Raw genomic sequence first — 21652 nt, 5'->3', positions numbered from 1 at the left:
TCATGTAAAGAAACTCCGCAAAAAACTTTATAAGATCAAAGCCGAAGAAGGAATTGAATTCGTCCATGGAATCGGAAAACGTAAAACACAGTTGCAGCGCTCAATTGAGCGACTAGAAGAATATCTGGATAAGCTGAAAGAATACACAAAGAAAATCTACCAATGCGGTAGTCGTAATAGTTATTCAAAAACGGATCCAGATGCAACCTTTATGCGAATGAAAGAAGATGCGATGCTGAATGGACAGCTGAAGCCAGGCTATAACCTTCAGCATGGTGTGGATTCGGAATACATCACATGGCTTACGATCGGGCCACAGCCAACAGATACCACAACACTGATCCCATTTCTGAAAGATATGGAAGAACATTTAAATTTCAAATATAAAAACATCGTAGCGGACTCTGGATATGAAAGCGAGGAGAATTACCTATATATTGAAGAAAATGAACAGGTTTCATTCATCAAGCCTGCAAACTATGAGATTTCCAAGACGCGAAAATATAAAACAGATATAAGCCGCAGAGAAAACATGGAATATAACACAGAAAACGACTGCTATACCTGCAAAGCCGGGAAAAAACTTGTTTTAACAGGTACGAAACAAGGGAAAAGCAAAACGGGTTATGTAATCAGAAAAAACATCTATACCTGTGAGGACTGCTATGATTGTCCGTACAAAAGGGAATGTATCAAAGGAAACAACAGTAAGATACCTTTTGAAGAACGAGTAAAACGGCTTGAAGTATCAAAGGTGTTCCAACAAAAACGAGCAGAAGATCTGGAACGTATTCTCTCTGATGAAGGCTGTCAGCTTCGAATGAACAGAAGCATCCAGGCTGAGGGTTCATTTGCTGATGTGAAAACAGATATGAATTTCCATCGCTATCTATGCAGAGGGAAAAACAATGTACTTGCGGAAAGCGTTCTTCTTGCAATGGCTCACAACGTGAATAAGCTGCACCATAAGATCCAAAGAGAATGTACAGGAACACATCTGTTTAACCTTAAAGAAAGCGCATAAATTTAAAAAACCTTAAATAGCAGACAACTAAAAGCCGCTGAACAATCAGAGGTATAGTAGTTGTCTGCTATTTTTCTTTGTTCGTAAATCCAGAATAAAAATGAACTCTAAAAGCACTCAAAAGAGCTGGGCACCAGCTGATTTTAATCAACTAGTGCGACAGCCCCTTTTAAGCACTTCATTTTAGATATTTATCTTGTCTACTTGACAGGGGGCATATCATATTTTTCTGCATGTGTGTTTTTTGTTGTTGTATATATGACAAGGAGATGGACTTAAAGCCCATCTCCTTAATCCATATCATTTTATTAATTAAATATTGCCAATGAATACATTAATATAACAGCGTGTTCTTTATTCGCCTAGAAATTCAGAAGATGAAATATCTATTTCCACTTCTGATTCTGCTTCATTTCTCTGACTTAAAGCATCTGCTTGATTGGTAGGCTCCATTACTTTTCCCTTCACCTGATCGCTGGAAATTAAAGTCCAATCATCACCAGAATTTTCAAATTCAAACATATAATTCGTGCCATAAGCATCCTGTTTAATTACATATGCCTGTGATCCGTCTTCATTTATATACGTAACTGGAACGGTATCACCAGCCTGAACATTTGCCTGTTTTCTTGTTTGTAACAATCCTTTAGCAAAGTATTCTTTATCTGGTGGATTCAATATTTCGTAACCACTCAAATCAATATCAAAACTGTCAGCTATCGAATTATCTCGTTTTGCAATTAAGCTTTTATTGGCACTACGTTTGTTCTGATAATATGTACTAACAGTATCTGAAAATCCATCATCTGGAACAGCAGATATGTAATTAATTTCGCCATATGCCCATTTGCTATACGCTGTAGCTATAGGATTTTTTAATGTGTAACCTGACGCAAGGCTGTTCTTACCCGATTTTGAACCATCCCATGCACTAAGAACTGAGCCTGTATCTTCATTAATTGATTCTGTTGACAGATAAATGTTGTCTACATAATTTGCAGGAGCGTCAGTCTTAACCTGAGCACTAAATTTTAGGCTAGATCCTGATGGGGATATGCCTACGGTTACTGACGGACTATAAGCAAATGCTGTGCCTGCCATGGTAACACACATCATTGAAGCTAATAAAAACGCCGAAGTTCTTTTAAATGTTTTTTTCATTTAGTTACCTCCATTCTAATGTCGGTAGTGTCAAGTCTGACACTCCATGTTTTATTAAAAACCTTATATTTTCAAGGATTACACTACTATTAAAATAAAAATAGCAATGACCTCCCTTTTTCGTTATAATGTAGTCACCACAACCAACTATTACGAAAGGTAATTCATTGCTATGGATAACATTATACTCTATTTACTTACCATCATTCAACAACAATATAAAACTATTTGCTGGCTCCTGAATCTTTTATGCAGATATGTTCCTCTCAAACAGTGGGCTTTTGATGACTCACACTCCCCAAAGTACCAGAAATTCACTATTGACCGCCTGCCTGTCATCAAACCTTTCATTAAGCAGGACTGGCAGTTCCTTCTTGAGTACTACCTCTGGAAATATGGTAAACCAACCAAGCCCGTACAGCGGCGGAATGGGACCTCCATTCCCCTGGACACCGTCTGCCCACTTTGCGGGGCCCCTCATCACTATCTTTACGACAACAACGGCGGCAATGGACAATACCAATGTAAAGTCTGCGGACAAACCTTCGTTACCGGTGAAATCGTTTCCTCACCGGTTCGCTTTGTCTGTCCTTACTGCGGTCATTCTCTTATCCCCAAAAAAGACCGTAAGTTCTTCCGCCTTCACAAATGCGTCAACCCTAAGTGTTCCTTTTATCTCCGCAATCTTTCCAAAGTCAATCAAGAACATCTCAACGATGACTACGGGAAAAACAAATATAAACTCCACTATCTTTACCGTGAATTCACTGTGGATTTCTTTCGCATGGATTTAGATTCCCTGCCTAAAAATGCTTCTTCCTAAAGTTCTCCAAACATAATGCCCATATCATGTCCCTTTGCCTGACCATGTATGTGAATTTAGGCCTTTCCCTGCGTAAAACTGCCCAGGCACTTAACGACCTCTATGGCATAAATATCTCCCACCAGCAGGTTGCTAACTATGCAAAAACTGCTGCGGCCGTTATCAAGCCCTTTGTTGATCACTACGATTATCCTAAATCCAATACCTTTACTGCCGATGAAACTTATATCAAAGTCCGCGGCATAAAGAGCTACATCTGGTTTATCATGGATGCTGCCTCACGTTCCATTCTTGGTTATCAAGTGTCTGACAACCGCTCCGTTGGCCCTTGTATTCTTGCTATGCGCATGGCTTTTCGTGGTCTTAGCAAGCTCCCCGAAAAGTTCCGCTTCATTGCAGACGGCTACAGTGCCTATCCGCTTGCTGCCCTTCAATTCGCACAGGAACTGGGAGAAGATTTTAAATTCAACATCACACAAGTCATTGGGCTTACAAACGAGGATGAGGTCTCAAAAGAGTTCCGTCCATTCAAGCAGATGGTGGAACGGCTTAACCGTACCTTTAAAGCTTTTTATCGGGTAAGTTGCGGTTACGACAACTATGACGGAGCCAATTATAATGTTTCACTTTGGGTTGCCTACTACAACTTCCTGCGGCCACATAAACACAATCAGTACCAGGTACTTAACAAGGTAGATTTCCTGGAAGGTGCTGAGAACATGCCCGGAAAGTGGCAGCTCCTAATCTTTCTCGGCCAACAGACTATCTTAAATCTGCAAAACCAGCAGGCTAAAGACTCTATCTGTTCTTAGATTCCAAGCCAGAGGTATATCCACCAGCCACCCCGAAAGGGGCGTGCCCTTGACGGCGCATAAAAGCAATGCTACAATGCTGTGAATCAGATGGAGAAGACTATCTGTTCTTGAGTTCTTCGCCATCGGTGAGACGTTCAGAGCATTGCTTTTGTGTGCCGTCAAGGGTGGCGGACACTGCCAATAACTTACATATCTGCAATTTTCAAGGTTCTAATTGAGCCGTTTTATCTGGCTAAAGGTTTTCATAAATCACTTGACACTACCCTAATGTCGGTTAAAAAGTGCACTTAAATAATAATTAGAGTTTAACATCGCATATACAAGTAAGACTTTCTGTTTTTTCTCATAAAGTTCACCTCTCTTTCTTTTAACTTGAAAATAATATTTGTTATGATAATGGTTTCTTAAAAAGTGTTATGCATTAAAGTTTAATGTTTTGATACTGATAAAACCATTATCTTTGCGTACCTTTTTAGAATTGATACGGTAGGAGAATAAAATAGAGTTTAAAAGTTTTTGCCTTTACTTATACTACAATAATAACACTTTTTGTAGTAATGTCAATGGCGTTTCTTTAAAATTAAGATTAAAAAAAAGAAATGACTCTTGCAAATTCGAGAGCCATTTCTACAAATTTAATAATCAATATTTATCGCACCCATTAAATGAATACTTTGTCCATTAGTATTTTTACCCTGAAAATATATAGTATATTCTCCCGCTTCGGTTATACTAAACTCCTTGCTTACCATTCCTTTGTTTGATGATACATAACGTTTCGAGCCGCTTTCGTCGATGATCCCAACTCTGTACTTATCTGAAGATTCGTCAGTATACAATGAAATCTTAATTACAGAACCAGAATTTAAATTTATCGACTGGTAATGGGCTTCTCCGGTAGCTGATAATACATAATCAACCTGATTGATTCCTCTTAATCCTATATTTCCTGCATATGCATAGTCAGTACTTACTGCGGAATAGTCATTCATTTCCACAAAAAGCGTAGGGGCACTTTCCTCAATACTATTCTTTTCTTCAATACTAGTGACCAGTTTATCCTGTAAATACATGGTTCCCCAGGTAGAAGCAAAAGAAACTATTGGACAGAATAACAGTAAAAACATTGTAGTTAATGCTACAACATATTTTTTCTTAGAACTTTGTTTTTTCATAATATTATGTATTCTCCTCTCTAATACTTTATAATCACTGTTTGAAAAAGATGCAATCGCTTTGTTAGATGGTGTTTCTGCTGCTAATTGTATTAACAAGTTTGCATACTTTGCCCTCTCTGTTGCAGTAGCAGATTTAATCGTTGACTGGTCACATACTAACTCACTGGATTCAAAAAAGACCTTGGCATACAAAAATATAAACGGATTAAACCAATGAATTTTCTGAATTAATTCTATCAGATTTTTAAATAATAAATCATGGTTTTTATAGTGTGTAAGTTCATGCTTCATTAATAATTTCCAGTCCTCATCTGATAGAGATACGTTAGGAAGAATTATCTTTGGATAGAATATTCCTGTTAGGAAAGGGGTTTGTACAATATCGGACTTATAGAGTTTGATATCTTTTTTGATTCTCAATTGCCCTTTTAATTCGACCAATAGTAATTGTTGATTAACTCCACAATCCGTAGTTCTTTTCATGATTTTATTTATCAGTAACATTCCCTGAATACTACCTACCATGTAAAAAAGGACAAATACAACAAACCATATAAGAATAATTATTCCAACAATGCTGATATATGGACTATCTGGCAGCAGATCTAATTTTTTAAATCCGTCAATCTGCTGAATATAGTTAAAATCTTCCGACTGGTAATTGACTTTGTAGTAAGTGCTACTGTCGTTGATAACATACTTACTTATGGCAAATACAGGCAGTAAAAAGAAAATGCCAATAACCTTCATTAAAATATAGACAAAATCTGAATATTTGTTTGACAATAAAAATTTAATTAATAAGGTTAGTCCAAATATCACATCTCCACATAAAGATGTAGAAACCAGTATTACAAATAAATCACTCATCGTCCTCCAATTCTTCTATTAATTTTCTTAATTGATCTGCTTGATTTTCTGTGAGACCGTTTTTTCCACAAAAAGCTGCAAATAGTTTCTGAAAAGAATTAAATCCCATCTTTTGCTTAATGTCCTCTTGTATTATTAATTTCTCATAATCTCTTTTTGTTAAATTAGCATAATAATACACCTGCTTTCCTTTATGTTCGCACCTGGCATGTCCCTTTTTCACGATTCTTGATAAAATTGTACTTTTTGCACTTAATGATTGCGAAAACTGATTGTAAATATCAAAACTTGAAACTCCATCTGGGTGTTCCCATATTATTTCCATGAATTGATATTCTGTAGGTGATAGTTTATTATTCATCAGTCCCTCCTTTCTTACTACATTATACATCAATGATGTAGTAATGTTAAGTATAAAATTTTTTTTGCGATCTAAAAATATATTAGTTAATGATTTTCCAGTTTTCGTCCTTTTCCAGCACCAAATCAAATTGTGATATTTGTATTGCCTTTGTCTGGTTATCCAGATACTTGACCGCTAAAGAAACCGTGACCTGATTGCCGCTTTTGTTATAGAACAGATTTATCAGTTCTGAAAACACATACTCTTTTCTGATTGGCTTTAATACGCCGTCTTTTACATAATAGGACAACTCTTTTGCCGTAGCAGTAGGGTAGAGCTTGAAAAATGTTGTTAAAAACTCATTGATTTCATTGGTCGTTGCTGCGTCTACCGTTCCGTCACTTTCTTTTGCCTTTGGCTCATAGCCAGATTTTTCAGGTACGCTGCAAATAGTTGGGTTCTTTGTGATAACCATATTTCCAGAGCCATCTACATAAACCACCACTTCATAAACAGAGCGTATCGTTTTTTGATTTTCTCCCTCTGTAATAAGCTGGTCTACCGTAAAGGTTGCGTTAAATTGGTTCTCTCCGTCCTGTGATACAGACCAAATCTGCACCTCACGGACAGAAGAAGAAACTGGAATGTCCTTTCGGATTGTATCAGTATTGAGTGCCTGTAATTCTGCGGTCAGGTAATACTTGATAGCTTCATTCCGGTTATCAATAGAAACCGCTGTCTGTTCCCAAGAATAATAGGCTTTTGCAAAATCCTCTACAAAATTTTCTATCTTATGGGTATCCATGATTTTTTCCTCGACTACCTTTGTTTCATGAACCGTGTGTACGTCGATTGCGGTAAAATTCTTATAGATTGCAAAACAGAAGCTAACTGCCAGAAGCACCCACAAGACTATGACCGTTTTCTTGTGGGTATTTACTTTGTAAACACGGAGCCTTTTCTCTTTTACCTGCTCCGTCTGTCCTTGCTTTTTCCTTAAATTCATCTGAATATCGTCCTTTCTAATGTTTGATTCTTCCTGCACCAACCAAATGTTGCTGCCAATAAGAACTGGTTAAATCGGCATAGCCGATTGGGTCACCGGCATGGTACATACGGTTATTTCCCTGATATATCCCGATATGAGTAATGTAAGTACCTGCGTCATAAGTAGAATGAAAGAAGACCAAATCCCCAGCTTTTGCTTCGGATAAAGGGATATGCTGGGTCACGTCGTATTGTTCCTGTGCGGTTCGTGGCAAGGAAATACCCGTTTTCCCGTAGCACCACTGAACCAGACCGCTGCAATCAAAGGAAGTAGTCGGAGAAGCACCGCCGTATACATACCTCCACCCTTGATATTTTAGGGCTTCGTTCATAACTGCCTGTACCGTTTCATCATCAAATTGTGCTACGGTTAGGTATCCCGATACCAGCAATACATAAAACATATTTCCATAATTGTACCGCCAGCCGCCGTTTTTCTTGACAGCCACCGGATTGGAATAGGATACTTTCACCCCGTTTGACTGTTCTTTAGAAAAATTCTCTGCAAGGGGAAAGGTGTACTTCTTTCCACGCCCTGCCACATAGTTAAGAAATCCGCCGCCATAGTTATAGGACTGGATAACTGAGTTTAGGTCACAGCCTTTTGCATTTGCGGATTCCAACAAAGAAGCAAAATACTTACACCCCTGTTTGATAGATTCCTCTGTACTTAACGTGTTTGGCGGCAAACCCATAGATTCCGAGGATTGCATTACGTCTTCCAATATACCGCCAGATTCTACCTGAATGATTGCAAGCAGCACATTGATATAATCCTCTATGTTGTATTCTCTGGCGTACTTTTCTAACCTGGGCTTGTGTGCCAGCACTTCCGCTGATACATTTGCACTCCCGTATGACAGGTCATGTCCTCCGTCTTCTTCCTCCGAAAAAAGAATCACTACCAGCAAAAGAAGAGAAAATATCAAGAGGAATACACCTGAAAAGGCAATCAGAATATGCTTTCCTCTCATGGCTTCGGTTCCTCCTTTCTGCTGGTAGGAGGAATGGTAGAACCCTTTATTTTCTGTTCCCGTTTCACGGTAAATCTGCGCTTTTGAGTGGATTGTCGTAATATCCGTTTTTCAACAGGAGCAGGAGTGCTGCCAGATTGTATTTGTCGTTCTACAGGAAAGGAGCGTTCCCTCTGACTGGAAGAAACGGCTCTTTATGCAGACTGTCTTTCAGAAGAATCCTGTTTTTCTGCCTGCCGTTCCGGTCTGGCAGTCTGATGGTCGGGTACTTTGGTAAGTCTTTGTTGCTCCCCTTTGGCAGAAACAACAGGTCGTTGGGCAGTAGTTCTGACAGGTTCCGGCTGTGCGATAGGTCTGTTTACTTGTGTCGGACTGCCAGCCATCGGACGGGATTGTCCAGCTGGGGCAGTAGCAGGTCTTTCATGAACCGAACCGCCAGCTTTTGGTGCCTTTCCTGAATCAAATGAATGAGAAGCTGTTTGCTGCCTTGCCTGTTCAATTTCTGACCGTCGCTGTGCAATGGTTTTTCTTCGCTTTTTGGATTTTTCCTGCCGTTCTTCCTGTCTGGCAGCTCTGGTCTGTGTCACACCAGAAGTAAAATCCTGTATTCCCTCCGACACCTGTATTCTTCCATGATAAAGGGCATATCTGGCATTGACAGGTAAATCCTTTGCCTGCTCCTTTAATTGCCCTGCGGTATCCCGAATCCTGTCTTTGGTATCAATCACCTTTCCTGCTATCTCTCCGGCACGTTTTTCTAAAGAGGATTGCTCCGGTCTGCTGGCAGCTTCCCTTTCTGGTCGGGTATGGTCTGCCTGCGTTGCTCTGGAAGCGGAAGCACCTGCGCTGGTTTCGGTCTTTTTCCCTGTATTCTGGCTTTTTCCCATTGCCGCCACGGAACGCCCCAACTTGTGTTGCAAGCGGTGCATATGAGCCTGCATGAGCATACGGGGTCTTCTCATTATCTGCCTGCCTACACTTTGGGAATCGCCGCTTTGCAGGGAGAACATACTCATTAAATCCCCCAGCTTAAAATAGATTCCAGCAAAGGTGACTATCTGCAAAAATGCCACCAGAAAGAATGGATACCCTGTAGACAGGGTATAGAGCATGGTGGAAATGCTAAACGCCGTAGTAATAATCAGTGTGATTCCTGCTCTTGTGAGAATCGTATTAAACAGCTTTGTAATGGCACGTTTCGACATGCCCTCAAAGGTAGGAATCATGCTTAACAGGAAACTAATAGGCAGGAACATGGCATAAATAATAAAAAGCACCTGTGAGAAAATCAGAATCCCCGTTAACAGAAATACAAAAACTGAAATCCCGATATTAAAGAGAAACAGAAAAAATACCATGCCTAAGCGGTTAATGGTCTTTGTGATGGTGAGGTTTGTATTGTCTTTCTCTTCAATTTCTTCTTTTACAAGTTCCTCTCTATCCTTACCGTTATTAGCGTCAGGGCTGGTAGAGAGCAGGCTGTCAATCCGTTCTTCCCCGATTGCTTCACTGTCCGAATTATCAAACTGTAATAAAAGCCACGGCTGTTTCACCTGTATGGAAAACAGGCTATCACGGATTAGGTCAACGCTGTCTTTCCCCTTACTTTCCGAATCCGGCATGACGATTTTGGTTCCTAACGATAAGCTGGCGTTGCTGATATCCGAGGAAAAATCATTGATTTTTCCGATATAGTCCGGTACATAGGCGATAAATGCCGCTGACAGTACAAACACCACGACAAAATTTATCACCGCATGAATGGCTTTGGTGGTTTCTCGTTTGATAAGCCCCGTATAGGCAACATAAATCCCCACGATTAAAATAAGAATCAGTAAAAATTCGCTATAAAAGCCGTCGGGGGAAAGTCCGCTTGTACTCACTCCGGCAATGGTCTGTATGTTCTTTCCAATGGAATCCGCCGTATCGGAGATAAAATCCAGTGAATAGGCTTCCTGCACCAGATAGCCCGTTGCATTGGATAGATACAGGCTGATTGTCCAGATAAAATTGGTAATGGCATAAAGCCCGTACATGACCTGTTTTCCAATGCCGTCCAGCCAGTTCCACGGAAGCCAGTCCCAGCCGCTATCCACATAGAAATCAAGCTGGTAATTGTCTAACGGGTATCGGCTGTATTCATTTCCGCCTTTCACCGTATCGTCAACCAGTCCGGCAGCATATGCCACCGTTCCCAATGCCGATACAAGAAAAAAGGCGATTACCAGTATCAAAAATACGGTCATCACCGCTTTTTTTGTACGCTGCCAGCTCCATTTTCTTTTTTCACTGCCTGTTACAAGCTGATTCATCATTCCACCTCTTTTCTGACCGGAGGACGGGTATCAAAGGCATGAAGCAAATCTTCAAATATCGGGTGAAACTGAATTACACCTACACGACCATATAAATCACTAATCAGGCATTGACCGTTTTCTAAGTTGCGTAAGCGTTTCTGGTTGTTTTCGTCCTCTGCGTCCACACCGAAAAAGGTCAAGGTCTTCTTAATCTCATTGATATCCGTAGAGCGGAACGCAAATTTCAGCCCTAAATTGTTCTTCAGCTTTTCGTCCAGTAAATCGTCGGTATTTTGTGTAACGAAATAAACACCTGCATTCATGGCACGTCCGGCACGCACTAGCTTCATAGATAAGGTCTTCCCTTGCGCTACCTGTAAAAAGCTCCATGCTTCGTCAAGGTCTACAATCTTAAAAAGGCTCCGGTCAGTATGGATAAAATCAAGGGCAAAGGTACTGATAACAATGAGCATGGCAATGGAAAGCAGTTCCATCGTCGTATATTCCTCAAATCCGGTTTCCTTGTCTGGAAGCACTAAATCTGCTACCTGTATAATATTCAACTGCTTTTCCAGACTAATAGACTGTGTGACCTCTCCATTGGAAAACAAAAGCTGCGCAAAATCATAGTCGATAAAGCTCTCGATATGGTCTGCAATGCTGGTACTGACAGGTGTATTTTCCACCCTCAATTCCTCAATGACTTTTAATAATCCCCGTTCTTCGCTGTTTGTTACCGCACGTATGGCTTTTCTAAGAACAGGGAAGCGTTCGCCATCACGGGAGGAAATCCCCGTGAGAAAGGTTAAAATATCAATGGCAAGGCTTTCGGAATCTTTGGGATTTTTCATAATGACGTAAGGGTCAAGCAAGCCTTTGTTCCTGTCTTCACTAGTGAGATTGACAATATTGATTTCTTCCGCAATCTCCGGTAATGTTTCTTTCCAGCTCCCACGTTCTGCCTTTGGGTCTACAATGACTGCCTGTGCGCCAAACAGTACGCAGTAGTACACAATCATGTTGTTGGAAAAGGATTTACCGCCGCCCAACGAGCCTACAAAAGCGGCAGCAAGGGCATTGGTCACAGAGCCTTTCACACCCTGACTGGCAAGGGCAGGCTTTAAGTATACATTTCTTCCGGTATCCAGACTGTAGCCAACATAGATACCCTCATTTTCTCCCAACATTTGCGTTGCCCCAAAGCCCAAGCCTGCCAGAAAATCAGAGGTCACATACTGGATATAATCATTCATGTACCGCTTGCTGGCAGGAAGAAATTCTCCGTGTAAACCCAGCATATCCCCAAAGGGGCGCACCAGCTTGACGCTTAAATCGTCGTAAAAGTCTTTGACCTCATTGCAGCGTCGTTTTAGCTCTTCCAAATCGGGAGCAGATACCCTGACCACATAAGAGAGCTTATACATGGCTTCTTTTGACTGGTCTAAATTGGTTTCCAGCTCATTGACCGTATCCAAGGCTTCCATGACGTTATTGCTGGTTTCGTTATCACTTTCCCATGCGTGATTATCAAGGTCTTTGAGTTCCTTTTTCTTATTGCGGACAGTGGTAAGAGCCTTTTTATTCGCTACAATCTCCACATTCATGCTGGTATCAATAGGAAAGGTAAATTGCTGTTGCTGATAATAGAAGATTTCAGAAGAAGGGAAATCCAGTTCCCCGACAATGGAGTTAATGGTAAAATAGGCGGTATAGGTAGTAGAATCTTCCTGCTCGATTTTCAAATACCGCTGATTTTCTTCTATCAGGCAACGGGTAGGCTTAATCAGGTCATAACGCTTTACCAGCGTTTTTCCTTTCAGCTTTTTCTTTGGCAACGAATATTCGTAATCCTCATAGGCAGTGCCGGATTGACCGTGTAAATGTTCCATGAGATAGCCAAAATCGTCTTTATCCAAGCGGCGAATCTTGAAGCGTCTGGAAATCTTATTTTCCAGCAGTTTTTCCATCTTCGAGAAACGCCCTATTTCATCATTGCTCATGGAAACAAAATCTCCCATGAGCTTGTGGTTCACCTCATGAACAAAATCAGAAAACGTATTTGCCATGTCTTTTCCGATGTTTTTTACCGTAACTTCCTGCTCATTTAGAAGCAGCTTAAAGCCAATATAAAAGCGGTAGTCCACTTGATTTTCTCCAATCATGGAAACCAACGCTTCTGTCTGTTGGTCAATCTTTTCATAGGCAATTTCTTTTAATCTTCCTGTCACTTCCTGTTTGGAACGTTCCTGTGCAGCCCGTATGCTGGATTCCGTGCTGATTTGCAGGGCATGGATTTTTCCATCACGGTTTTGTGCAATGAGCTGACGAAAGGAATCATGTACCTGAAATTTCTGTTCTGGACTTAGGAACGAGTAATTATAGGGAATCAACTCATAGTAGGCAAAGCACTCCCCGTCATGGTTCCAGACCAGATTGTTTTCAATATATTTAATCGGATACGTCATAGACTTCACTCCTAACTGCTGTGATGGCTTCGGTATACCGCTTCGTTTGTAGCTTCACTGGCTTTCCGGCATAGGTTATTTTGGGGCGTGACAGATAGGTCATGACGGATTTTAGAAAACCGTATGGCTTCTTTCCGTCAAAGGTCTTCTGGCTCATGAACCAAGTCAGAGCAAGTGGAATCCCAAAGTATTTGAGAAAAGCTCCGTCTATCAGAGACAGTGGCGGCAGATTGCCAAAGAGTATCACGAAAAAGAGGGATACTACAAACCATGTCATTTGGGTAAAGGTGATGGGAAACGGCAGCTTAAAGTCATTAATAGAATAGAGCACTTTTTCCACTGACCAGATACTGGTATAGCTTCGTATTTTCTTCATAAAACCTGTCCTTTCTTTTCAAAATTTGCATAGAAAAAGGGCAGTCCCTAGAAAAAGAACTGCCCTCAAAGTTACGTTATGTTGTTATCCTGCGTACTCAAATACGCCATGAGCTGTTACTAGAAAGTTGCCATCTAACTCCAAGTCACGCCCATAGGCTTCATAGTCAATGTAGTTTTGTAGACTGGCAGGCACTTCGCCTAAGGCTCCCGTTTCTTCAATGAAATAGCGTGCCACGTCTGCCATATCGTCACAATCGGGGTAACAGAGAATATCGTCTGCGTGTTCTACCATTTCTTCAAAGCTGCCAAAAAAGGCTTGCTGAATCTCTTTCATTTCAGATTCAATGGGTGAGCCGGAGAGTTCTTCTGCCAGAGCACACAAACGGTTAATGTCCTCAATGAACGTATATTCGTTAATGTCAAAGGGCAGCTCATAATCATGTATGGCATATTCCTCATATTCGCTGTCCAAACCGATTTTTTCTTTTACGTCTTCGGGGGCAATGGGTGGGGTGAACCATGCGCCGACCAATTCGCCCTCATTGTATTTGCCAAGGTTTGAAATATAGACCTGCATTTCCATGTGAAATCCTCACGTCCTTTCTAAAAATGGGTATGAAAAAAGCAGCTAACTCATTGTGAATTAACTGCTTTAACATATAATTATTTATGTTCTTTCAAATAATCTTGTGGTGTATAATAGTCCTTTCTTCTGCTAATTTTATCTGTCCAGCAAGAGCTAATATCATGCTCCTTACAAAAGAGATACGCTTCTTCACCAAGCCATTCCCGTGTTTTTTCAAAGTTTCTTGCCTGTCTGTTTTCACTTGTATAAAACTTCCACCCACAAAAATATATTTTCTCCGCTTCGGGTATATTCTTCTTTTTATACTTGGCTACTTCATGTGGTTGTGTTCTACGACCACTATAATGGGTTGGAATCCGCTCCGCTACATATCTCAAAAATTTATAAGAATTCAATCCCTCCTTGCTTGGCTTTAATTTTAAAATATTGCAGAGTTTGAAAAAGACTTCATCTGACAAGCTCTCTAATTCATATCCTTTCAATAATTTTAAAACAAAGCTATAATTATGACCAATGACCCCAAAAAGCAATTCAAATGGTTCTTTCTCAATTAATACGATTACTTCAAATTCAACCTGATTATATGTAAATCTGAACTTATCAATTTTCACTTTATTATGAGCCATATCTTGCAGTAAAGGCTTTATTTCATATAATTTCAATCATTCACCCCCCTATTGATGTTTAATTTATAATTTTGAGTATATCATTCGAGGGTGAACTTTTCAACGCTTTACGCCCCAATAATCTTATTGAACAGCTCCAGCAAAATATCTTTTACACCAGAAGCATTGAACACCAGTCCAACGGCGATTAAAGCAATCACCAAAAATCCAATAAGTTTGGAAAATTCACGCTTGAAGCCTAAGTACAATCCAATGACCACGATTGCTAGCAGTACCAGTGATTGTACATTGGTTAAAAACCAGTTGTATAAGTTCTGTCCGAAATTCATAAAAAAGCTCCTTTCTTTTTCGCCCGAATTACAGGGCAGTGTCAGTTTCTTTTACTATCAGTTCTTTTGCGGAAGCGGCTTGCTGTTTTAAAATGGTTCTGTGCCGTTCCGTCAGCTTTGCATGAGTGATAATGTCCTTTACCACCTGCGTATGATTGAGTTCATCTAATTTCATGGCTACCTTTAAAGTCGGTGCTACCTGATGGGAAAGCCAGCTTAAGGTACGCTGGAATGAATACGGCTCCGGCTTCGTGGTCAGCTTCATACTTTCCCGATTCTCCCCGATAAACCACGCCCATTCTTCGTTGAGCTGCCAATCGGAACGGGGCTTTGTATTATCCCTGTCTACAAACCGGACATATCGGTTGATAATTTTAAAAGCGGTACGTTCTGGATTGTCATAAGAAAGCAAGTCACGTAAGGCATGATAGGCACGCTCATTTTTCATCCGGATTTCAAATCGGTTCTTGACTTCGGCTTCTTCTATGGGAATATCATTTTTCTTGTATTGCTCATAATCCTTCTCATAAATGCAAAAGTATACTTCACTCTGCAAAGAGCCGATATAAAGCGTATTTCCCATACATTCTTTTTCCTCACGCCGTACCAGTTCGCCGCTGCGGTAACTTTTAAAGCTGCGAAAGACCGAGATACATTCTTCTTTTTGACACTTCTCCGTCAGGTTTGGAATATTTAAAATGCCTGCCTTGTCATTGATGGCAAGGTCAAGCCGCTTCATCACACCTTCCTCAACCAGACAATCCATAAAAAATTCATACCAGCTCCGTTCTTGTGCTAGCAGATAGCTTTCAAACTGGCGGCAGCCACGCCCTTTCAGTTCCAAGAGAACGCCTTTTTCCAGTTCAGGAGATACCAGTACAAAAATATCTCCCAGCGAATAATGCTCCGCATAAGAATAAAAACCGTAGTCCTCATGGAGCATATAGGACAGATTCAACTTCAAAACGTCTTGAACAATGTGCTTTACGTCCAGCGTAGGAAAGCGAATCCGCACATAGTCAAAGAGCATTTCCAGCGGTGAATCGGGATTGAACCGTTCCAGTGCTTCCAGAATCGACGCTTGCAATTCCTTTGATGGAACTATTTTTCCGGTTTCCATATCGCTTAGATACTGGCGTGTGATTCCGGCAGCTACCGCAAGTCTTCTTTGAGAAACACCGTAAGCGGAACGCTTTTCCCGTAGATCCTGTATCCATGTATCAATATTCAGTAAAATCCCTCCCATCAAAAACGTATGTCAACTTTTTATACAAAGCCGACATACGCCATTTTTATAGAAAATCCTTACGTCACAAAGGATTTTCGCCTTTTTATTTTTAGTTTTCTGTTGATTTGTACCCCCCTGTTAGATACGGGGGGTTACGTGTTGGCGTGGCTTGCGCCACACCAGCCAGCTAGTCAGTCGTCACCAGCGGCTTTCGCTTCGCACGCCGCCTGTGCCGCCTGACTGCTGTCTATCAGAACTTTTATTTCCTTTAAAAAGTCATGTCCTTTTGGTACGAGAGGTGTGTAAAATTCTGATATGACACTGTTTCCTGTATCTACATAACCACGTCCTTTTATCTGCTTTAGGAAAAAGTCCTTGTCGGTTTCTCCAAACATCATACCGTATCCCATTTCTGACATGCGTCCCAAAGCAACACGAAAATTGAACTGGTCACGGATTCCGTCCCCTAAATACTTTGCGTCTGGACGCTGACAAGCCAAAATGAGAAAGAAGCCTGCCTGCCGTCCTAACATGACAATTTGTTTCAGCTTATTCAGAACAGCAGTGTTTTTTTGGTTCCCAGCATTTCCATGAACGCAACGTATTCATCAAAGATAAGAAAATGAGCTGGAAGCCCTAAGTAGGCATAGTTTTCGCCTGTCTTGTAGTTATCCATCTGCTTCATGTCTTCGCTGCGCTTCGTCATTTTTTCATAGAACGAATCAATGCAGGCAAGCATATCCTCTTTTTTATAGAAGACATTTGGCATAACCGCTTGTAAATCTGCAAGGTCAGCGTTCTTCGGGTCTAAGATAAAAAGGACGGCATTGGTACGGAGCAAGGCTTCAATCAGTGTCAGGATAAAGTATGTTTTACCGCCGCCTGTTCCGCCAGCAATGAGCATATGGGGTAGCTTGTCATATTCCCACCATACATTCTTCATCAACCGGAGCCTGCCGTTTTGAGCCTGTACGTCTTCTATGGAAATCCGGTTTGCAATGGTATCATAGAGCAGGGTATATTCCACATAGGAATCCTTTAATTCCTTGTCGGTCAGCTCACAGTACAAGCCACTTTCCAGCTTCTTTTCCAAGTGCAAAAGCTGGTCTTGATATTTTCCCAGCGTAATTTCCACTCGAATGTGAATCAGCCCGTTTTGAAGCTGATAATACAGTTTAGGGAAATAGGTTATTTTCTCTTTGGAACGGCTGGAAGATAAGTCTTTGAAGAATCCGTCAGACTGTACCTGTTCTGCTTCATACCACTTGTTTTCCAGAATCATCTTCGCCAGCTTTTGGCGGTGATAGAGCTGTTTTACCTCATCACGGTTATAACGATAAAACAGCACAGCCAACGCCAGACATACTATGCCTGCCCCGCCCATGCTGATAAGCAGATAAGGGAAATTGATATTGCTTATCTGTGAAAGAGAGCTGTTCTTCCAGTCCGTCTGCATGATTGCCTTGCCATGAAACAGTAGAACAATCAGCAGAAAGACCAGAAGCAGGACGGCAATGGTAACATGGAAAACTAAATCTTTATCCGTGGGGCGAATCCTCTTGCCATGAGAAAGTAACTGTTTCACACTCACAACCTCCTTATATAAAAAAAGCAGATAATTCGTCGTGTTGAATTAACTGCTTTGTGAATTGAGAGAGATAAAAATTATTTTTTTAAATTATTTTTCATATCTTTTGGCAATTTTTTGTCTAAGTCCGTGTTCATCCAACTTATTCTGTACCTCTGGATATCTCTTTCTCATTTCGTTGATTAGTGAGTTGATTTCATTAATAATATCTTTTTTTACAACTGATTCCGATAAGCCGCTTTTTTTTATTAAATCACAATTATCTGTAATCAAAATGCTCCTTTTTCTATGGTAGGCTGTAGTAATAATCAATCCTTTATATCCAGATATGATATAATACTTTGTTCTTGTTGAAGTGTAAAATGAGTACCCAAAAATCATATAATCAAATAATTTTACAACAGCGTCTCTAAATCCCAATTCACTCAAAGTATACACATAATTTCTAACTTCTGATATATCTTCGGGTAATTTATTTTTATAATATTTTTCAATTTCTGCAATAATTTCACCAAAACATTTCCCCTCTAAATCAGGCATTTCATAAGTTTGTTGTACAACACTGGATTCTGGCTTTTCCATTAAATACCTTCCATAGAGAAATCTTCTAAGCTTATGCTCATACTCTTCAAGATAAGTTCTCTCACTGTCATCTGAATACGAATAATGTACGTACAAATCGTCATATAATATTCTCCAAGCAACTGTCAAAGTATAGAAATTGGTATCTTCGGTTATCTCTGAAAGGTTGTCAGAGGGATTTTTTAAATATCTATCCAAAAATAAATTTGCAAATTTTGTCTCATATTTACTGAAAAACTCTTCACAATCGTGACAAAGCATGGGTTTCTTCTCCCCATCTTGATAAATTTCTTTTGGCTCGTAAAAACTACGGAACCTAGAATTCTCAAATGACTTTGCTCTTCTATATACTGCTTTAGGTATAATATGGCTTTGCATTAATTCAACATTTTCTTTCTGGCACAATGCACAAGTACCAATTTCTTTCTCCTTTGCCATTAGCATACTCCTTTTCATGGGGGATTGGGAATCGAACCCAGGGCGCTTATTATTATTCAGTATTTTCTATACTAATGCTGTTTTTCCTGTCATATAAGAGGCTCTACCCCCAAGAACGCCCAGACCACCTGCATTATTTGAAATATCCATAAATTTACTTACTCCTATTCCTAAACTCAAGAATGAAACAAGGTCAATACTTACTTCAACTGGAATCCCAATGCATATAGCAGAAAATACTGAAATAATAACCTTAATTTATTATATCATAAATGGGTTTCTAGTCATAGAACAAGAATTATTTTTACGACCAGTTTCTTGACAGAAAGCCTTTCCTGTATTTGTTATATCTGCATACTGTTCATAAGCTTCTTACTTTTACTTCCCAGCCAAGGCTTCCTTTTTCTGTGACTGTAAATTACCAGCCGGAATAACACTTTCTTTCAAGACAATATCCTTTGCTTTGATATACCAGTCTACATTTGCACCTTGAAATGTAGCTGTTGCTACCGTATCTGCCACTGGATTTACAAGTTCCACTTCTGCGTTATAATCAAACTCTTTTAACGGCACTGTAGCAGGGATACTGACCTGAATCATGCAGCCCTGACCTTTTGATTTCAAATCGTAGGTACGTTCCTTAATTTCGTCTGATACCGTTCCGTCCTCATTCTGAATATGAACCTCACGACGGAGAGCAGAAAATTTCAACATACCAAAGGTTGCGTCTTTGTCAATAACAATTCCGTTTGCTAATCTCATAGAATAATCCCTCTCTTTCCTTATGCTTTTACCAAATCGTCAGCATGTAAAATATAGTTTGTGAAACCACGAGTGCCGATTTTATATCCCTCTGCGGTAATGCGTGGGTTAAGCAGCATTACTTTCTCTTCAAAGTCAAAATGCTTTTCTCCTGATTCTGCTGGTAGAATCACAAGAATATCGTCTGCTCTCTGAATGTCCGAGTATAGGTTAAAGCTGCGTGACAGCAGGGCCATTTTTCCGTTGATTCTTCGCTGTTCTACTTTGTTTTCTCCGGCAAATTCCAGACTGCCGAATGTCTTTTCCATGTTTGGGATAACAAATTTCAGTTCCATATGTTTTTACCTTTCCTTTCTGAAAATAAATGTTTTAATATGACACATAACCTCACTCTGCTTTGCGGAGAATACCCGTCTAAATGAAATTCATCAAGGGCAAGCGTTGTGCTTCGCACCCTTGACAAATCTCATTCAGACAGGTAAAGGCGCAATTAAGCAGAATAAGGGGTATTCCTGTCAGCTTTTATCTGACTGGTATTCAAAAATAATTATGGGGCGGTGGACGCTCCTGCTGTTTTGGCTGTGATATGGTATCACTTCCTTTCTGTTTCTTGAGCAAGAAAAAAGACGCTCATTGCTGAACGTCTGAATAATAAAATATTTGATTCGGTTTTATGCTTTAAATAACTTTCCAGACGAGTTTAACACTGATTTTGCAATGTTATCAATATCACCATAAATAGTTCCGTTATCAATCCCTAAAAGATATAACTCTTTTAAAATATTTGAGTAATTATCTATTTCAATAAGGATATCTGGATTAATAGAGTGTATATTTAATTCACAATAATTATATACACCATTAGTATACAAATATGGTTGATAAATAAAAAAGCTTTGTTGACTAGAGATTCTTTTAAAAAGCTGTGGCGGTTGGTATGTAAAGTAGATATCTAAATTTATATTAACTTTATATGGTGTAGTTTTCAGGGTAACTAATATTTCCATTAATATAATAGTATATAAAATAGCAATAGTATTATAATCATTTTTTGTGGTAACAAATGGATTGTGATCGAAAAACTTTTGATATAATTCAGCATTATAAGTTTTTTCTGAAAATTCCAGTATATCCTTGTAAGCAATATCACGTAATTCTGCTGCTAATATTGATTTTACTGATAAATATAGCTCGTCAGATTCCGAAGCAAGACCATGCAATTCTTTAATTCTAACAAATTCAGCTAAGATGTTTTTTAACCAAACATTTAATGTATCAGAATCAATAGCTTTGAAATGTTCTTTTATTAATGAGAAAAGTTTCATTGTCATTATTTCATCAGTTAACAATTCTTCAAATAAATTTTTCCCATTTAGTTCTACAACCAAATCAGTAATATTGATTAAGCGTTTCTTATTTAGCATATAAATTTGAGCATATGGAGAATAAAAAGGCTTTTTAGCCTGATTAATTGAAAATACTAAACCCCCAGCTATGCTGGGGAGAATAGTGTAAGTGGAAACGGTGAGGATATAACGAAAAAGCCTCCTATGATAAAATGAGAATGGTGTCGCAAGCCAAACTCAAAAATAGGAGGCAGTCCCAATGGACAATAAAAGTTTATCACACAGTAGATGGAAATGCCAGTACCACATAGTATTTATTCCAAAGTATCGGAAAAAGCAACTATACGGACAAATAAAAGAAGATGTACGAGAAATACTTGGTACGCTATGCAAGTATAAAAATGTAGAAATAATAGCAGGAGCAGTATGCGTAGATCATGTACATTTAAGCTTAGCAATTCCGCCGAAGCTTAGTATATCAAGTTTCATGGGCTATTTGAAAGGAAAAAGTACGCTGATGATTTATGATAGACATCCAGAATTGCAGAGTAAGTGGAATAAAGCGTTTTGGTCGCGAGGATATTATGTAGAAACCATTGGTAATATAACCGATGAAGCAGTACAGAAATACATTAAAGAGCAAGCAGAAGAGTCGCGCAAGGAAGACATGAGAAGTACCGCTTTTTAGCGGACCAGTAAGGATGCTTGCGACACCGCCCTATTGGGCGAGCAGTAAGAAAGCCCTTATTAGGGCTAATATCAAACCACCAGTTGAACTGGTGGTTGCTGACT

At 39.7% G+C, this 21652-nt stretch carries 18 protein-coding genes and 2 pseudogenes; 3 read left to right on the top strand and 17 right to left on the bottom strand.

Annotated features, from left to right (window positions below; all coding sequences use genetic code 11):
* Positions 1 to 1024 (top strand): transposase (locus tag BQ9856_RS02675; RefSeq protein WP_139348654.1); only part of this gene is annotated, 1024 nt, incomplete at its 5' end.
* Positions 1025 to 1378: 354 nt separating this feature from the next.
* Here the strand turns inward: BQ9856_RS02675 and BQ9856_RS02670 are convergent.
* Positions 1379 to 2185, bottom strand: a complete 807-nt coding sequence (locus BQ9856_RS02670) for a hypothetical protein (RefSeq protein WP_077609593.1) — start codon at positions 2183 to 2185, stop codon at positions 1379 to 1381.
* A gap of 172 nt (positions 2186 to 2357) precedes the next feature.
* On the opposite strand from BQ9856_RS02670, the pseudogene BQ9856_RS02665 reads away from it, so the two are divergent.
* Positions 2358 to 3820, top strand: a pseudogene (locus BQ9856_RS02665) (DDE-type integrase/transposase/recombinase).
* A gap of 638 nt (positions 3821 to 4458) precedes the next feature.
* Here the strand turns inward: BQ9856_RS02665 and BQ9856_RS02660 are convergent.
* The 16 genes and pseudogenes from BQ9856_RS02660 to BQ9856_RS02585 form a co-directional block, all read right to left on the bottom strand.
* On the bottom strand, positions 4459 to 5871 hold the full coding sequence (locus BQ9856_RS02660; RefSeq protein WP_077609592.1) for a M56 family metallopeptidase: 1413 nt from the start codon (positions 5869 to 5871) through the stop codon (positions 4459 to 4461).
* A complete protein-coding gene (locus tag BQ9856_RS02655) occupies positions 5864 to 6232 on the bottom strand; it encodes a BlaI/MecI/CopY family transcriptional regulator (protein ID WP_159441928.1) in 369 nt (122 codons plus the stop codon). Before BQ9856_RS02655 ends, BQ9856_RS02660 begins: the two co-directional genes overlap by 8 nt.
* A gap of 82 nt (positions 6233 to 6314) precedes the next feature.
* Positions 6315 to 7220: a conjugal transfer protein gene (locus BQ9856_RS02650; RefSeq protein ID WP_139348636.1), complete on the bottom strand. Its 906-nt coding sequence runs from the start codon at positions 7218 to 7220 to the stop codon at positions 6315 to 6317.
* 16 nt (positions 7221 to 7236) lie between these two features.
* Positions 7237 to 8235 carry a bifunctional lytic transglycosylase/C40 family peptidase gene (locus BQ9856_RS02645; RefSeq protein WP_077609590.1) on the bottom strand — a complete coding sequence of 333 codons (999 nt, stop codon included), beginning with the start codon at positions 8233 to 8235 and terminating at the stop codon, positions 7237 to 7239.
* A 194-nt stretch (positions 8236 to 8429) separates the two neighbouring features.
* On the bottom strand, positions 8430 to 10550 hold the full coding sequence (locus BQ9856_RS02640; protein ID WP_442855462.1) for a CD3337/EF1877 family mobilome membrane protein: 2121 nt from the start codon (positions 10548 to 10550) through the stop codon (positions 8430 to 8432).
* The gene (locus BQ9856_RS02635; RefSeq protein WP_077609589.1) at positions 10547 to 12997 is read right to left on the bottom strand and encodes an ATP-binding protein; all 2451 of its coding nucleotides are present in this window, start codon (positions 12995 to 12997) and stop codon (positions 10547 to 10549) included. Before BQ9856_RS02635 ends, BQ9856_RS02640 begins: the two co-directional genes overlap by 4 nt.
* Positions 12981 to 13373, bottom strand: a complete 393-nt coding sequence (locus tag BQ9856_RS02630; protein WP_077609588.1) for a conjugal transfer protein — start codon at positions 13371 to 13373, stop codon at positions 12981 to 12983. The genes BQ9856_RS02635 and BQ9856_RS02630 overlap by 17 nt, the downstream gene beginning before the upstream one ends.
* An 84-nt stretch (positions 13374 to 13457) precedes the next feature.
* A complete protein-coding gene (locus BQ9856_RS02625) occupies positions 13458 to 13958 on the bottom strand; it encodes an antirestriction protein ArdA (RefSeq protein WP_077609587.1) in 501 nt (166 codons plus the stop codon).
* An 80-nt stretch (positions 13959 to 14038) separates the two neighbouring features.
* Positions 14039 to 14623, bottom strand: coding sequence for a DUF6037 family protein (locus tag BQ9856_RS02620; RefSeq protein ID WP_077609586.1), 585 nt, complete (start codon positions 14621 to 14623; stop codon positions 14039 to 14041).
* Between the two features lie 71 nt (positions 14624 to 14694).
* Positions 14695 to 14916: a hypothetical protein gene (locus BQ9856_RS02615; protein ID WP_077609585.1), complete on the bottom strand. Its 222-nt coding sequence runs from the start codon at positions 14914 to 14916 to the stop codon at positions 14695 to 14697.
* Positions 14917 to 14944: 28 nt separating this feature from the next.
* Positions 14945 to 16153 carry a MobT family relaxase gene (mobT, locus tag BQ9856_RS02610; RefSeq protein WP_442855478.1) on the bottom strand — a complete coding sequence of 403 codons (1209 nt, stop codon included), beginning with the start codon at positions 16151 to 16153 and terminating at the stop codon, positions 14945 to 14947.
* 182 nt (positions 16154 to 16335) lie between these two features.
* Positions 16336 to 17729: pseudogene (locus tag BQ9856_RS02605) on the bottom strand (FtsK/SpoIIIE domain-containing protein).
* Between the two features lie 93 nt (positions 17730 to 17822).
* A complete protein-coding gene (locus tag BQ9856_RS02600; protein ID WP_077609583.1) occupies positions 17823 to 18752 on the bottom strand; it encodes a hypothetical protein in 930 nt (309 codons plus the stop codon).
* Between the two features lie 378 nt (positions 18753 to 19130).
* Positions 19131 to 19514, bottom strand: coding sequence for a YdcP family protein (locus BQ9856_RS02595; protein WP_077609582.1), 384 nt, complete (start codon positions 19512 to 19514; stop codon positions 19131 to 19133).
* Positions 19515 to 19534: 20 nt separating this feature from the next.
* A complete protein-coding gene (locus BQ9856_RS02590; protein WP_077609581.1) occupies positions 19535 to 19849 on the bottom strand; it encodes a YdcP family protein in 315 nt (104 codons plus the stop codon).
* A 336-nt stretch (positions 19850 to 20185) separates the two neighbouring features.
* The gene (locus tag BQ9856_RS02585) at positions 20186 to 20938 is read right to left on the bottom strand and encodes a hypothetical protein (protein ID WP_235839106.1); all 753 of its coding nucleotides are present in this window, start codon (positions 20936 to 20938) and stop codon (positions 20186 to 20188) included.
* Between the two features lie 181 nt (positions 20939 to 21119).
* Here BQ9856_RS02585 and tnpA point away from each other — a divergent pair, with 181 nt between their 5' ends.
* Positions 21120 to 21548 carry an IS200/IS605 family transposase gene (gene tnpA / locus BQ9856_RS02580; protein ID WP_077609580.1) on the top strand — a complete coding sequence of 143 codons (429 nt, stop codon included), beginning with the start codon at positions 21120 to 21122 and terminating at the stop codon, positions 21546 to 21548.
* Positions 21549 to 21652: the final 104 nt, after the last annotated feature.

It is taken from the genome of Clostridium sp. Marseille-P2415, assembly GCF_900155545.1.
GTDB lineage: Bacteria > Bacillota > Clostridia > Lachnospirales > Lachnospiraceae > Lacrimispora.
The sequence above is the reverse complement of the archived record's forward strand: the minus strand, read 5'-3'. Positions and strand labels throughout refer to the sequence as shown.